The organism is Butyricimonas hominis (assembly GCF_014287455.1).
Classification (GTDB): Bacteria; Bacteroidota; Bacteroidia; order Bacteroidales; family Marinifilaceae; genus Butyricimonas; species Butyricimonas muris.
Map to the genome: position 1 here is coordinate 61,667 of NZ_JACOOH010000007.1, position 16,392 is coordinate 78,058.

At 45.5% G+C, this 16,392-nt stretch carries 12 protein-coding genes; 1 reads left to right on the plus strand and 11 read right to left on the minus strand.

The window, feature by feature from the left end:
* Window positions 1–18: 18 nt before the first annotated feature.
* The 8 genes from aspA to H8S64_RS15505 form a co-directional block, all read right to left on the minus strand.
* Window positions 19–1,431 carry an aspartate ammonia-lyase gene (gene aspA, locus H8S64_RS15470; protein WP_186977238.1) on the minus strand — a complete coding sequence of 471 codons (1,413 nt, stop codon included), beginning with the start codon at window positions 1,429–1,431 and terminating at the stop codon, window positions 19–21.
* A gap of 365 nt (window positions 1,432–1,796) precedes the next feature.
* Entirely contained in the window at window positions 1,797–3,461 is a 1,665-nt protein-coding gene (locus H8S64_RS15475; RefSeq protein ID WP_186977240.1) for a hypothetical protein, read from the minus strand.
* An 18-nt stretch (window positions 3,462–3,479) separates the two neighbouring features.
* Window positions 3,480–5,792, minus strand: a complete 2,313-nt coding sequence (locus tag H8S64_RS15480) for an FISUMP domain-containing protein (protein ID WP_186977242.1) — start codon at window positions 5,790–5,792, stop codon at window positions 3,480–3,482.
* Window positions 5,793–5,811: 19 nt separating this feature from the next.
* The gene (locus H8S64_RS15485; protein WP_186977244.1) at window positions 5,812–7,221 is read right to left on the minus strand and encodes a hypothetical protein; all 1,410 of its coding nucleotides are present in this window, start codon (window positions 7,219–7,221) and stop codon (window positions 5,812–5,814) included.
* 18 nt (window positions 7,222–7,239) lie between these two features.
* Window positions 7,240–8,265, minus strand: coding sequence for a FimB/Mfa2 family fimbrial subunit (locus H8S64_RS15490; protein WP_186977246.1), 1,026 nt, complete (start codon window positions 8,263–8,265; stop codon window positions 7,240–7,242).
* A 106-nt stretch (window positions 8,266–8,371) separates the two neighbouring features.
* Window positions 8,372–9,955, minus strand: a complete 1,584-nt coding sequence (locus H8S64_RS15495) for an Mfa1 family fimbria major subunit (protein WP_186977248.1) — start codon at window positions 9,953–9,955, stop codon at window positions 8,372–8,374.
* Window positions 9,956–10,004: 49 nt separating this feature from the next.
* On the minus strand, window positions 10,005–11,543 hold the full coding sequence (locus H8S64_RS15500) for an OmpA family protein (protein ID WP_186977250.1): 1,539 nt from the start codon (window positions 11,541–11,543) through the stop codon (window positions 10,005–10,007).
* An 8-nt stretch (window positions 11,544–11,551) separates the two neighbouring features.
* Window positions 11,552–12,112 (minus strand): DUF3575 domain-containing protein, encoded by a 561-nt coding sequence (locus H8S64_RS15505; protein ID WP_186977252.1) that lies wholly within the window; start codon window positions 12,110–12,112, stop codon window positions 11,552–11,554.
* 335 nt (window positions 12,113–12,447) lie between these two features.
* On the opposite strand from H8S64_RS15505, the gene H8S64_RS15510 reads away from it, so the two are divergent.
* Complete coding sequence (locus tag H8S64_RS15510; protein WP_186977254.1) at window positions 12,448–13,425, plus strand: hypothetical protein; 978 nt, start codon at window positions 12,448–12,450, stop codon at window positions 13,423–13,425.
* A 182-nt stretch (window positions 13,426–13,607) separates the two neighbouring features.
* Here H8S64_RS15510 and H8S64_RS15515 read toward each other — a convergent pair whose 3' ends face one another.
* The 3 genes from H8S64_RS15515 to H8S64_RS15525 all read right to left on the minus strand — a co-directional run bounded on the left by H8S64_RS15515 (window position 13,608) and on the right by H8S64_RS15525 (window position 16,392).
* On the minus strand, window positions 13,608–14,120 hold the full coding sequence (locus H8S64_RS15515) for a DUF4494 domain-containing protein (RefSeq protein WP_186977256.1): 513 nt from the start codon (window positions 14,118–14,120) through the stop codon (window positions 13,608–13,610).
* A gap of 224 nt (window positions 14,121–14,344) precedes the next feature.
* On the minus strand, window positions 14,345–15,850 hold the full coding sequence (locus H8S64_RS15520) for a hypothetical protein (protein ID WP_186977257.1): 1,506 nt from the start codon (window positions 15,848–15,850) through the stop codon (window positions 14,345–14,347).
* A complete protein-coding gene (locus H8S64_RS15525; RefSeq protein WP_186977258.1) occupies window positions 15,847–16,392 on the minus strand; it encodes a TlpA family protein disulfide reductase in 546 nt (181 codons plus the stop codon). The genes H8S64_RS15520 and H8S64_RS15525 overlap by 4 nt, the downstream gene beginning before the upstream one ends.

The following is a 16,392-nucleotide window of genomic DNA, read 5'->3' on the forward strand; positions in this document are numbered from 1 at the left end:
GAAATTAAACATGTTAGGTTACTTTTTCTTATAAAATTTTTTCGGTGCAATCATTAATTCCGGACGTAAAACGTTATCTAGCTCTTCCTTAGTCAACAACTTTTCTTCCAGTACCAAATCGTAAACACTTCTGTTCTCGGCTAAAGCTCTCTTGGCAATACGAGAAGAATTTTCATATCCCAGCGTCGGATTCAACGCGGTAACGATTCCGATACTGTTCATTACCATATCCTTGCAACGTTCAGCGTTAGCAGTGATTCCGTCAACGCACAAAACTCTCAAACGATCCATAACTTTAATCAACATCTGCATAGAGTTGAATATAGCGTACACGATCACCGGTTCCATCACGTTCAATTCCAACTGACCGGCTTCAGCAGCCATCATCACGGTCGTATCGTTACCGATTACACGGAAACAAACTTGGTTTACCACTTCAGGGATAACCGGATTTACTTTACCCGGCATGATAGAAGATCCCGGTTGCATCGGCGGCAAGTTAATCTCGTTCAATCCGCATCTCGGACCGCTGGACAACAAGCGCAAATCGTTACATACCTTGGACAATTGAACGCAGAAACGTTTCAATTCGGAAGAATAGGATACACAAGCCCCGGTATCAGGCGTAGCGGCAATCAGGTTCGGTGCTAACACGAACTCTTCACCACTGATAATACGCAATTCACGAGCACAGATTTCAGCATATTCCGGTTCTGAATTGATACCCGTACCAATAGCCGTGGCACCCATGTTCTCAACCAAGAACAACTTAGCGGCTGCGTTCAAACGCTCGATATTCTCTTCCAAAGTGTAAGCGTATGCCTCGAACTCCTGACCTAAAGTCATCGGTACGGCATCCTGCAACTGGGTACGTCCCATTTTCAACACGTGCTCGAACTCTTTCGCTTTTCTACGGAAAGAATCAACCAACAATTTGATCTCTGCCACAACTTCTTTATTGGTCAAAATTATAGCCAAGTGGAAAGATGTCGGGTAAGCGTCATTCGTGGATTGAGAAAGATTCACGTGGTTGTTCGGGTGACAATAGTCGTACTCACCTTTTTGATGTCCCAATAATTCCAACGCACGGTTAGCTACAACCTCGTTGATATTCATATTCGTGGAAGTTCCGGCACCACCTTGTACCATATCCACGGGGAATTGATCGATCAATTTACCGTCGATGATCTCCTCGCAAGCTGCCGTAATAGCATTCGTTATATCGGAAGGAATCAAGCCTAATTCATAGTTAGCCTTTGCAGCCGCCCATTTTACCATCGCTAAAGCCTTCACGTAGTTCGGGAACATTCCGATCGTGTAACCGCTAATCCCAGCGAAGTTCTCGATCGCTCTCAAAGTCTGAACACCATAATAAGCATCCATTGGCACCTCTTTGTTGCCGAGTAAATCATGTTCAATTCTTGTCTTCATAATTCTTATAGATTAATTATTTCCAAATACGTTTGAATCTCTTTCAAGTTTCACCCGATCGTCAAAAACTCACTAAATGTCCCTCGCTCATACAAAACGACCCGGAGAAAATTAATCCGGCAAAGGTATAAAAGTTAATAGTATAAAGCCAAATTTTAGACAAGAATTTACACGTAACTTTACAAGTGTTATAATATTGAATATCAATATAATAAAATAAAATTTAACAAATTAAAGTGCAGAAAAAGGCTTTTTTACAAACGTTTCCGAAAAAACAAACAAAAGATTGGGGAGTAGGGTTCGCCTTCGGCGAGTTACAAGTTACTAACGCTAGAGAAGCAACCTGCAACTCGCTGAAGGCGAACTCAAGGTTGATTATCATCTATATGAATCACGATTTTCGCCAGAGAAGAACGAAACAACTCATCGTCATAAGGTGCGTACTTTCCCTTAACGTCATACATGATCGAGACCTCGCCCTTGAAACCCTTGACCGGGAAAAACATCATTTCAGCCAGCTCCGGATTATATACCCATTTGCCCTCGTTAGGAGCTTCATACACGAATACCTCACTCCCAAGACATTCCTTATCATTTTTCCATATTCTGAAACTCCTCGGGTTCAGATTATCTTTTCCGGCATTCGGAGTACTGCCTTCACCCCTGTACGCCACGTCATTATCCAATGGCCTCACGGTGGCAGGTCCTCGACGATGCTCGTAAATATCATCTTCCGCGCGTGCCCCGTAGAGAGGAGTAATACGCAAATTCTTGATAATATTGGTATGCGCCGTAAGTTGTCCGGTCGATGCCATAAACCCGATACATAATCTCTGTGGCGTAGTCAGGGTAAGGTTTGTTACCGGTGGGTTGGTATACCATATCGGTTTAGGCGGACTTCCGCCCGCAATCCGGATTGGCAAACTATTTTCAGCATAACTCAAAGAAGACGGATACGTGTAATTCTCTATCACGATCGTCTTTTCTGTTCCGTGTTGTATCGTCACCGTGATCTTAAAACCACCCCCGTTATCATTGGGTTCCAACGCGATAATAGCCTTTCGGTATGTACTTTCATCCGAATGGGAAAACACACCTCCGCCTGAAATATTGAACGGTTTATCAATCCGGGGAGCAACATGCCGTTCATACTGCCCGCTCGTCGTGTTCAACTCGAATCCGGCTTCATTTCTCAATCCGTTCGAATGTTCATCTTCAAGCCCTCCGGTAATACTCCATCCCGTGTGTCGGGTGATAAGTACCGGAAATCCCCAACTGCCTTCCGGTACTTCATGCGTATTCTGTTGAGTTGTTATCGTTTTTTTTCCTCGACCGGCAGCCCCCCGAATGGTTACATTACTTCTGGTGTTATATTTTAGAGGCTGCGCATTAGCTATTGTAGTCAAATTATCATCATAAGGAATCCCGTTTCTCATCTCATAGTCTTCCATACGCCAATTCTTAAAATTACCCTGATCCAGCGCCACGGCGAGATACCCGCCTTTCATTCCGGTTATCGGCAATACCCCCTTGTTTATGCTCTGGTGAACCGACGCCCTGTGAGTATAACCAAACCCCGCCCCCTCCGCTCCGTATTTCAGATTATCCCCAATATATTGATTGGTAGTCGCATCGACAAGAAACATACAAATACCGTCCGTCAAACCCTTTTCCGACGGATTCGTGTACATCATGATATACTCGAACTCAATCAGTAAACCGTCTTTCGTGGAGAAAATATAATCGGGCAAATAAAAAGCCCCGACCTCTTCTTTTCCTTGCGTGAGTCGCAATCCCAAGTTTTTCACCGGCTTCGCCTGATTTGCTCTCTTGTACGTATTATCGGCTTTTCTTCCCGAGGCTTCGATCTGATTCGACTCAAAAAGTTTCACATTCTCCATATCCCCGTCCAAAAACGACCGGAAAAAAGGCATAAGATGAGAGGATTGTGCCGATACACCGTCCCTCATTCCCAACAATACCAACAAAAGAAAGAATATCTTTTTCATCATATACTTCGGTGTTTCCATATCATATATATTTATCCATCAATAATCTCTGATACAACGAATCGGAAAAGCATACGACAAGTCGGCATCGTAAAACAGCATCCCGTCTTTTTCCATGAAAAGATAGTTCACCGTGTACCGGCTATTAATCGTGTAAGGCGTCGCCGACCAATAATACCCGTAAGCCCCGACTTGTACCACGTTACCGTTCCCGTTGGGATAGCGGTGTCCCGCGGCAGGCAGAAAAACAGTTCCGGCAGGCGGTGTCCCCGCATTGGCAGGCGTTGAAGTAGAAGCCGACACGTTCGCCCCCAGAAACCAACCACTTTCCGGATCAAACGATCCATTCAAATAACTACCGGAATTGGCGTTCAAGTTTAACGTGACATCTTTAAAACTACCTCTATTCGCTGTTTTTACCCCCGTTTCATTATACAATGCTTCCAATTCGGCAGAAGTAGGCATACGCCATTTTCCTTCCACCCAACCTTTTCCATCCTTTCCACTGGAAATATAACGACATATATCCCCTATGCCCGTTGCCTCGTCGAAACCCGTGTTATTAAAAAACTCTTTAAAAGAATCATCCGCCGCGGAAGACGAGGTAAAGCCGAAATTCGGGTGACCGTACGGTATTTTATCCCAACCGCCAAGCCCGCCTTTCCAGTCTGACGGATTCAACCCCGACGGGGCATACACGACTTGTACCGTCGGATCATAAGGATTCCCTCCCGGTGCCAGTGCGACAAGCGATCCCCATTTAAAAAACAGCCCCTGCGACCAAGCCGGAATCGTCCGGTTATCCTGTTCCGTAATGGCAAAAGTCAATACCCCGGAACTTAGAACCACGTTACTACGGGCAAACAATTCGGCGACCGGAACTCTCCGGACCGTCAGCGTGTCGATAAGCCTCCCGGCAGTAAACACGATTTTACCGCTCACGTAATCCTCGGGATTACCCGGCGGGGTAATCGCCGTAACATTGATTTCCACCCCTGTCTGGTTAATGTCAGCCCCATTCGTCGAGGGCTTATTGTCGGCAAGCCGGAGCCACGTGTGCGCGTTCGGTTCCAGCACGACAGCATTCCAATCCCCGTGATAATCGGAACTCACCCGGTGTTTCAATTGCCTGCTCACGCCGTATGGCATATCAATTACCCGTGTTTCCACCCCCATAAAGAACTGTCCGTCATAAACAATATGCTTTATCCCGGACATATCCACGACCAGAATAGAAGTTTTCAGATTTGACAACACACTTTTCGAGCGAAGCGCCTGATCGAATGATTCGTAGCCGATTCCCTCTGCCGCCGTTATCGTGACAATATACTTGTAGTTGCGGTACAGAGGCATATAGTCCGCGGCAGTAGACGCCGCCGACTCACGAGTGAAATCAATGCGATAATAGTAATCCTTCCCCAAATACTTTCCTTTGATAATCAGACAAGTTCCGTTCACTTGATCGGCTTCCGAGTTCCTCGCGGCTTCATAGGCGTAGATCTCTCCCGCCAACAAAGGTCCGGCAACATCGCCAACCTGCTTATATTCATACATCATCGCATCATCCAAGGTTCCGGACTGCTTACCCACCGGATTCGGCACCATAGGATTATTATTATTCGTGTAATAATCCGCTATGATATTACCGTTGGATGCGTTCCATGCCGGGGCAATATAACCCGAAGTATTGTAATTCACCACGTGTATTTCCTCAAGTCTGAAAATGCTCCCCTTAACCTCGTTCTCGACGTCAATACGGGCAAGCATACGAGTCAATGATATGCTGACTGTTTTTCCCGGTGCAATCCCATCGACGGGGACTTCCCCGTACATTGGTATCGGGGTATAACCCGGTGTCGATACATTCCATTTATAGGAGCCGTCGGCATCCGGTCGCGTGGTAAATTTCAACGCTCCTAACACGTCTTGTTTTTCCGAATTGACCGGATAATCTGTCAATGCCTTATCCACCTCGTCCGAAGCATTCGTGACAATTACGATCAAAGCGGCATTCTCGTCTTTCGGTAACGCCAGATTATACTTTATCTTGTAATCCGAACCCGACGGTTCCTGCGTAAAATTACTCACTTTGATACTTTGGAGCAATTTCGCGGCAGGAGTCGATTGATCGAAAATCAAAACGTCTATCGTCTGCACCGCGGCCTCCCCCTTGGAACCTTCTATCGAGCGGGTTACAGGCACATCAAAACCCGGAATAATCATTTCCATGGCCACCACCTCACCCGATACTCCGGCAGGTGCATCCAGTTTCTCCGGTACACACCCCGCCACACCAAGCAGTAATAAAACAGCCGGGTAAAACAGTTTCGATAATACTTTAAATCGCTTCATTTATCACATATTTATTATACTATGAACGAGTTACCCGTACCTCCTTGGTCAGATTTCCCGCCTTGATTTCTACAACGGCGTAACATCCTATATCAACACTACTTAGATTCCCGGAAACCGTAAATGTCAACTTTTGCAACAAACTTCCGGCAACTTCCGACATCGCGACTTGTAACCAATCACTCTGAACATGAGAAGGTGCAAGTAGATCGCCATTTTTATCGTAATAACTTACTGTTCCCAGTTGTATCCCTTTCGGGAACCCGCGGTCAGCCCTGTCGTAATTGGTCTCGGTTGTAATTATAACCGACTTTCCGTCATTACTGATATAAAGATTATCCCGACTTACCCGCAAAAAGCACTGGGGATCAATAATAATCCCCTGCCCCGCGTCCGACCACGGAATAACGGTATGCTCGAACTGCACGGTTTTCTCCTTCACGATACCCACGATACGGTACACGTTATTACGCCTGATCTCCGTGAGTGCTTGCACATTCCCCCCTCCTTCCGGGGAAAATTCCGACAAGATCGTACGGGAATCCCTCAACCCGTCGGGAGTACTTAATCCTATGATATCTAATACCAGCTTATCAACATCTCCCGGGGCAGAGCAAGTTCGTTCGGGAGTGTAAAACGCACATATCAATTGCTTGGTATCATCCAACTCCAAAGGATTACTTGCCCCGTAAAACCAACCGACATACTCGTAATCACTGGCAGGAATCAACATCCGTCCAAAATTATTTTCCACGTCCGCACCCGTTTGAAAACGAGTGCCGTCTGCCTCTGTCCCTGCCACCAGATATCCTCCCGTGTAGGTCTTCTCCAACAGCACCCGGAAAGAATTGGTCAGTCGGGCAAAAGCAACGGCATCCTCTTTTTTCAACCAAAGCTCTACCCGTGCCACCCCCCGTTCTAAATTGATCTTTTCCCGTGTCGTGTTCCCCTCGGTTACTGTAATTTTCCGTTTTACCCCGGTCATCGGAAGCCCCGAAGAAGCAGGGAGCGTGTGATTAAAATTAAACGCGTCCCCCATCTGAAAAATCAAATCCTCCAACTCGGACGGGAAAGTCACCGCTTCCAACGCGGCAGTCATTGTCCCCGGCTCATTCACGACCACGACAAGCATTTTATCCGGGTTCGAACTGACTTCCAACGTCGTACCGAACTTCTTGGCGTCCTGCTCTTTCGTGTCAAAAGCAACGACCTCGTTGATATCGATAACAGGGAAAACCGAAACGTCATCGAACGTGATAAAACGGGCTGTATGAACGTAATCATGTTCGTCAGCTCCATCCACAAGAACCTCTATCGACATCATTCCCCGCGTACCGCCCGCCATATCTTCATCCTTTTCCGATCGTTCCGAGATACAGGAAACGAGAAAAACCAGCGTAAAGACAATATGTAAGATATTATTTTTCATAAACACTTCAATATAAAATCAGACACCTATATCATTAAACCATATTATCCAGTTATTGATCTTGATTCCCACGGCAACAAAACCATCGGGCCCACTTCCCTCTTTATACAGAAGCACCAGATGCCATTCGCTCTGGCGGTCGAGAAATTCCTGCATGGACAAGTCATTACCGTCCAACCCTTTCGCGGGTTTTATCTCTTCAAGTAAAGACATCAGATCGTAATCCCACAACACGCTTCCGCTTCGCGCATCACGCACGGTAAGTTTATAATTATAATCTTCACCGTACACCAGCCTGACCGTGTTAAGACGTCCCGCGGACAACACTCCCGGCTCGCTCCCCGTTGTCAGTTCGTATGGAATATACCTCACGTTTTCCCTTAGCCTTGGCATATTATCATGACCGTACACCGCCCCTTCCGGGGTTTCTATTTCAAAAGTATACGCTGCCGCCCCACTTCTTGCTCCGGCATATTTTTCCGATTTATCCAGCAACAACGTAAAACGATTGGTATTCTTGACAAGATGCACCGGAAACACCGACAAATCGGACTTATTCTGAATATCAATGGTCTGTCCCACCCATAAAGGCGAGAATCCGTGAGATACCGTCCCGGACGTCCGGTTCAGCGTTATCCGGACATCTTCCAGCATAGTCTGCCCGGGGGATAAAAAATTACCATCCTTGTCGACAACCTTAAAATGCTCTGTCAACCCTCCTATCGTCAGTATCTTGTATTCTCCCGGACGGAAATCATTCCCGAAAAACATCCGTTTTCCCCCGACAAGTTCCTTACGCCCGACGTGTCTGTTGAAAAGATACAGCCCTTTCCCGTCAAACACGAATACATTGACCGTCTCCACTTGCAGTTCGAAAGAGTCAACATACTCCATATTGTAATCGTAGACAAATTCCAGATATATCCCGCAATCATCCATATCGTCCTTGATACTTTCGCACGACACGAAGAAAAGCGACAAGATAACAATCGGAAGCAACCGGAACCTGTCTCGATGTACATTATTCACGTTCATACCATTCATTCATTATAGATTTTATCATGCTAAATGATTCCAACCATACAAACCGTATTTCATGAATCACTGAATCGTCAATCACTAAATCAAGGAATCACCGAATCAAAAATCCCTAAATCCCTATTTCGTTTTCCCAAACGATCCACGGTGCTACCTCAACCGTGATACCGATATATCCTACCGTCCCGTCAATCGGATCTTTCGGGTCCGGATCACCGGGTCCCGGATTGTCAATATCCGGATACCAAGGAGTTCCCGCACCTTTCACGGAACCCAAGGTCAATTTATACCAGTTATTACGAACGACGCCGTATTTGGCAAAAGCCATCTCCTGCGTTGTTTCATTATCATGACGTATTTCGTAATAGTAATAACAAAGCCCGTTCTGGTACCAACGGATAACAGGATTCTTACCATCCTTGATAACCTCTCCGCCATTCGGGATTTGTGACAAATCCGTTTCCAAAAGAGTGGCGAACGAAGTACCGGTAAGAGTCACCTCGCTGTGCGCATCCGCGTACTCCTTTATTTTAGTGTACATTTTCTCGCAGGCAGCCTTCAAATTCGGTCCGACATCGACAGCATTGTAAGCAGCTTTCAATGCCGCAAAATCAGTGAAATTACTCCCGGCAAAATTAAACCAGTCGCCCCCACTAGCGCGTCCCGGTGGATAATACGTGCCTTTAATCACCAGACGGGTAGCATTCTCGAACTTCTGTTCGGCGGCAGACATCGTATTCTCGATACAATAAGTCTTATCCGCGGTAGCCATCCACGTGTACGGCGACACCAATACCGGATTATAAGTACTACTATTTACCGTGGCATTCACGATACCGACATCATTCGTGTAATTCGGGTCAACCGTGTAAAAATTACTGGTATAACTTCCATCATTCGAATGAGTAACCGAAAGTAGCGCCTTCTCCGCGAAAGGATAGAACGTACTGTTCACGGCATCCAAAGTCCAGTTACCGAAAACAAATGTTGCCCCGTCAGGTTTTACCTCTATATTACCTTTAAGACTGAGTTCCAGTTTGGAAGCCAGACGTTCGATCTTCACCTGCACCCTGTTACCTGTTTTCTCGGCAGCCTCCTTTGCCTCGTCGTCATCCACGTCCTTCGTCACTTTCTGAATTTTACCGCTGATGTCAATCAAAGGATCGGAAATCTTATCCCCGGCATCTTTCCCGGTTTCATCGCCACTATTAATCATGGTAAAACCTTTGGCAATAGGCAGAACGACATCCGTGATCTCCTCTCGGGTAGCCTCTTTGATTGCCGTGTTAACCGTGCTAAAAGTCGTCGTTACGTTAATATCGTTCAACATTCCCTCCAACTTGTCGCCGGGATTGGCTATCACCAAAAGTTTGGTCGCCGCCGCAGAGACCTTAACGGCTGACGGGCTTGAAGAAGCATTCGGAATCTTCACAAGGTAATCCGTCGTACCCGGGATTCCCACTATATTTTCCGCCTCATCGAAGAACAACAGATAAAGGTTTTTCAAGTCACTCTCGTTCGTTCCGCTTTCCTCGCCCGAAGAACGGGCTGATGTGTTTTGCGTTGCAATTTTAATGGAAAGATAAGCAACATCCGCATCACTTATTATCGGCGGATCATTATCGCTATCACTTTTACTGCAACCGGTCAATGCCGCTATCGCCAACATTGACATTAGAATCATTTTCATCTTCATTTAGTCGTGTTTTTAATGGACAATAATTATATTTTCAATCATCGTGGAATCAATCCATTCCATACATTTCCCAATCTTTCAATTTCTCCTGATAAACATTTTCATCTGCCTTGTATCGTTCAATCAATCTAAGATGTGCTGCCGCATCGGTATTACCGGTAGCCGCCGCCTTCTTCGCATAATATTCCGCTTTGTCCAACTCATTATTGCGGGCATGGAACGCAGAGAAATAGATCCATGCTTCGGGCTCATCCTCCAGTCCCTGCAAGAACTTCAACGCCGCCGACACATCATTTGACAAGTAACTAAACACGCCCATCGTGATGCGGCTGCTTTTTTCCTCCGGGAATATCCTTGCCGCCTGCACGATAACCTCCTTGAATTGAGTGCTACCGGGTTCATATTGATTGGCAAGCAGGTAAAACTCGTACAAAGACAACATACTCGGGTAAGATTTGAACACTTCCTTTATGGTTTCGATCGAGTATTCGGGAACCGTGAAAGTAATCCGATAGGCACTCCGGCGAAGCATGGGAAAAAGATTGGCAAGCATATAACGATAAGTCCGTCCTTCATTATACTGCATCAACAGCCTCTCGCGCCCGTCAAATACATCCGTATTCCCGATAATTTCGAGCACTCGTCCTTTTTCGCCCTCGGGCATGACCGGATCTTCCCGAACTAATTTTTCAAGTCCTTCCCAATCCTCCCCGTAACCTCGCGAAGAAAGAGCGATTCCCGCGAGATCATAATTCCCGCGAAGCCACCCCGTGAGCGAAGCCGCCCGCCGTTCCGACAGTTTAAGGTTATACTCCCACGTCCCCTCGGGTGACGCGTAAGAAGAAATCGTAACGGAGTTAATTTTCACTCCTTGTACTTTTCTCACCTTTTCAATACTCTGCCGAATCTTATCCAACTCGTTCCGGTTATTGGCTAACATGGGTTTAATCTCCGCGTTGCCTACCGTATAGATAATCTGTGCCTCGCCGGACTCCGTTCTGATCTTTATCTCCTCCCGCGGCGGGACGGGAAGTTCCACGGGGAGCTCGTAAATTACACGTGTCGGCCTTTCCGCAAAACGGATTCTATCAGCGATAACCTCCATGGAAAGGTGATGAAACTCACCCCTGCAATTGCGCCGTTCCTGTGCCATGGCAACATTCGCATCCCTCATCCAACTTTCGAGAGGAATCGTCGCACTGTAACTTATCCTCTCGTGAAAAAACTTTTGCCCCCTCGCGGAGAAAGACGCGTACACGGGTTCGACACGCCCCGAAAGCCTTTCAACCCTGTTCACCACCGCCTGTTGAATCCTGCCGCTGATAACGACAGGCAGCAGCTTCCTCTCGTTCATCCCGGAACGAATCACCGGGAAAAGGTACATCTGACCTCGGGCAGGGACAGAAATCCCGATAGCCTCAATATCAAGCACAACACGTATACTGTCACGCTCCTGCCGCACGTCACGCACCACCACTCGCACGTCTGACACTTTCTGTTGGGCAACTAAAGCGACAGGAGCCATAAAAAGCAACACGAGCCCAGCCAGAGCCACCATTTTAAACCTCATCTTACCATCGATTTTCATAGTCTGTATTATTTTATCAGAAACACAAGAGTCAACCCGAGTTTCGTCAACCCGAAATAATGCGCGGTCTTATGCCCGATCTTGGGTTTACACTTGCCACACGGGAATTTATCGTGCGACATATAAGCGTATCCTGTCCCGACAGTAGCTTCCAGCGACCAGCGGGGTGCGAATATCCAGTTATAACCGTAGCTCACGCCGACACCCGCCAACCATCCCTCGTACCGGTTATCCTTTATCGTTCTGAAAGGTCCGATACCTCCCGCGTTATAAGAAGCGTAATGAGCGTGAACACCCAAGAAATGTCCCGTGAACGGTTGACATTTCCACCACCGTAATTCCGGCTGCACGGCAAAATGCTTGAACTTCTTATCATTGCTGAAACTCCACAAATTCCAACTGACGGGAACATCCAACGTGGTACGCACCCCGACCTTGAATTCCACACCCAGATTCGGAGATGCCATACCGTCCATCAGCAGGTTATTTTTCAATGCGATTTTTTGAGCACGGGCTAACGTGCAGAACGAAATCACCATGATTAATAATATAAATCTTTTACTTTGCATACAGATTTAATTTTCTTAATGCAAATGTAAACCATTGTTATCGCTTGAAAAAGACAACTTTATCCAACTCCTACCACCGGAATTGAACATCCCGGAGAAGTTTCGGGCGAACAATTTTTCTATCCCGCTCAATGATAGGAAACCATTCAGTAACTTCCTCCTAAACAGAGGAAAAATACCGGAAAATTTCTCCTAAACGGAGAAAAGAAAAACATGACACTCGAATATTATACTTAAACGCATTTTAAGCTAATATTTATCAAAAAACTCCGTATTTATAGTTATTTTTGATATTGAATTTAACATATTCCATCTTCAAATAAATACAAACCATGATGAAAAAGAAGGATCTCCATGACGAATTCATTGATGAATTATACAAGAAAATCCCCAAAAGGGCAGATCTGATAAATTTGGTATCCGACATTCTAAAATTAGAAAAGGAATCCATTTACAGGAGATTGGCAAGAAAAGTGAATTTCTCTATCCGGGAAATGGGAATATTGGCAAAAGAACTGAATATCTCTATCGACAGACTACTTTACAAAGCAGAAAACCATCAATGGCATCCCGTCGTGCTGGAAATCCCCTTGAAATTTCATTCCATGGATTGCTTGTGTGACATGATAGAGCAAAACATCCAACGAATCGAATACATCAACCGGGACATTCCCGGACAAATGGGAAATGTTTACCACGTCCTACCGCTGGAATTTTTCATCCATTTTCCCATGATTATGAAATTCATGTTCTTCAAATGGGGAAATTACTTCATCCGGTCGGAAGAATTCAATCATTTTTCTTCATGGGAACTTCCCCACAAATTATCTACCCTTGCAGGAGAATACATTGACACATACAACTTTCGAGAAGTTTTCTACGTCTGGGATAATTCATTAATCTGGATATTAGCCAGAGAAATTGACAATTTCTACAAAATGAACATTATCACGACACGAGAAAAAGAAGATATAAAGGAAGAACTTCACGAGCTCTTATCAAATATCGAAATGACATTAAATGGTACCCGTGTACCCGCAATCCCATATCCGCCGGAAACGACCTTCTATGTTTCCTCCGTCAATATCGGCTTTACAAGCAACTATTATCAATCCGGTAACAGACACTTTGCCACGTTTCAAAGCAACTTCAGTTTCTCCATGATAGAGAATTCCGAGGAAGACTTCACCAAGGTGAAAGAATGGATAAACTCCTTTTGCAACATCTCCACCCTACTCTCCCAAAGCGGACGTTTCGAGAGAAGGCTGTTTTTCAACGCACAGTACAAAATATTGGACAATATTTTAGAGTAAGCCCTCATTCGGGTTTTCCCCAAGTAATCCTATCGTAAAACTACCTCTTCCCGCTCACAACACCCCTAGCAAACACTTGTATCCCCGATAAAAATCGTTGCTACAAGCATTCTATATCATAGCTGTAAGAAAGAAGAGGTAGTATAACCCAAGGATTACCATATGATTACGGCAGTTTTTCCCTATTCGAATTCTTCGGTATTCGCCTCCATCTCACCGAGAGGTTTCAGATTCGAAGGAATCCTCTCCTCCGCGTCATCCGAGAAATAAGGGAACACGTCCATGATTGTCGTGTCGGCAATAGAAGCGATCTCGAAAGGAACCACGTAAGTAGACAGACTCTTTTGCAAATTAACCAAAGCTCTCTCCAAATCTGACCCCGCGATCAGGAAATACTGACCGGACTTCTTCTCTTTTCCGCTAATCTGGTCGGCATCAATAATGTTCACCTTCGCCTTGTACCACTTGTCGTCATTCCCGTCATTCGACTCCACCAACTCCGTCACGTTCGACTTCTTCAACGCGGCAATATAAAAATCCCCCTGAATCATCTCTCTCAAACACTCCGTGATCCTGCTCTCCGCCTCCGTGTAAGACATGGCATCCAACAAATACGACTCGGACATTTTCTTCTCTTTCCCGTCCTCACCCACTTTCACGTATTTCACCTTCGCTTCAAACCAATTTGCTATCATTTCTTCTGTTTTTAATTTGTTTAATCGGACAGCAAAATTAAAATAATTCTGCCCAAAACGCACCTCTCTCAAAAAAATAAAAACTCATAGCAACGACTTTTTTCTATCGTTTCCACTCAAAACGAAGCGAAGAATCTCCCGCCAATGGCGTTTTTCACGAGATCCTTCGCTATACTCCACACAACATTCAAGAGTTGGACGGTCAATCTCTTGTTCTTTCCGCTCTATTTATCCACGTCCAATTCAATCCGATAAGTCTTTCCCGGTTCTAAAAACGCATCCCGAATAAAAAGAAAGTCCTTATTTACACTAATCTCCCAATTCATCTCTCGCAAGATTGCTACCCGGGGATTTCTAAGTCGCTCGGGGAAGAAATAACAAATCGGCAGATTCCCCACCGCACAATGCAAATCCCCCATACCATAAGTTGAAAAAAGCTCTCCACATAGCCTATCCCATGTATAATCCGCCGACACCTTAATCGTTACAACACACTTTTTCCCTCTTGTACGAGAGGTTATCGTGTAAGGGCGGTCATGGGAGAGATCCTTCACTCGCACATCCCAAAGCGGATCTCCGTAATAGACCCAAATATCCCGTTCGTACCAATAACCGAATTTATCTATCAAAGCCGGATTGTTCGGTTCTTTTTCCTGCAGTTCACTATAAGCCCCGTAACAAAGCCGTACCATTTTTATCCGATCATCACTATATTGGCAAGGCTTATAAAGTAATTCCGGCTCCCATTCATTCAGGTGCCACAAGACATCCTGTTGATTCAAAAAATAGGCTTCCGCCAACGTAAACCGTCCGGCATCCGTCAACCAATACTTCAAAGTTCCCCACGTACCGCGTCCATGAAAAGAAAAAGTTGTGGAACCGACAAATGCTGTCACGCTCCCGTCATTCATCCAAGCAACAGGAATACTCTCACGAGTAGCGTGAGTTCGCCCCCCGCTCATTTGCGCGAAATAGACTCGGGATTGCCCGCCCGGTTTTAGACGTCGGTCACCCAACCACAATTTACCTTCCCGGGGAACCACAATCTCCCCTTCATTCTCGGTTCCTTGTAACAAAGGCATCCGATTACCCAACTCTTCTACTTGATAAACGATCAGATCCGGTTGCGCAGTTTCCACCCAACGCACCATCCGTTCACTCATACCAGCTTGCTCTTCAAAGACATGACGACTCACGGTATCACCTTCTCCATTTTTTTCATACCACACGCCACCTTGATCACAAAGTCCCATCTTTTCAAAATACTTCCCATCACGAAAATCATCGTTCCTCAAACACCATGCAGATCTCACCTCTTTGGGTGTCCGAGCCCTTTCCACAAGTGCCAAAGCGGCATCTGCATCATAACCGGTAATTATTCCCCACAAGAAATCAGTATAAATGTCATCGTCCACCTTTCGGCTCATTTGGTTCAAGTCTATAACGAATTGACGATTTATCCGTTCCGGCTTCTCTACTATCGCCACGTACCGAGGAGCCAGTTCTTTCAACCGGGATAAAGCCTCCGAGGTGAACTCCCCGTATTCCACAACTTGAGCTTGATGAATTTCGACCAATTTATCTACCACTTTTTTCCACTCCCGGTCAGCTTGCACATTCTTCCCCACCAACACGACGTATTCCGTTCCCCCGACTTTTCCACCCGCGCAAAGCAACAATCCTATCATGAATAATAAAACCCGACAACATTTCAAATTACCGTTCATCATATACCTTTCAATTTTATCAACGTTTCTTTTGTTTTTTCATCAGAAGGGCGAGTCATGAATGCATCCACGATATCACCCTTTTTATCCAACAGGATAAACCGGGGTACGGATTGAATTTGATAGAAATCTTTCATATCTTTCCCCTTCCCCATCCACAACTGTACTCCACTTAAACGTTGTTCTTTCACGTACTTTTCCCACACCGCTTTATCCTCATCACAAGACATACTCACGAACACTATTTTTTTACCCTTCATTTCCTTTTCCAGTTGTTTCAAATAAGGAATCTCCGCTTTACATGGACCACACCACGTGGCCCATATATCAATGTAAACATACTTCCCTTTAAAATCCTTTAACCCCACCCAACGTCCTTTATTATCCTTATAGCGGAAATTAAGAGCGGGACACCCCGCTTTCAAACGCTCTTTTTGTATCTCTATTCCGGAAATCATCTTCGGAAAAACAGGATTTCCAACCAGCAATAAACCGAATAGAAATACAAAAAGAAAGCCTAACACGTGTACCTTTTTACAAAACAT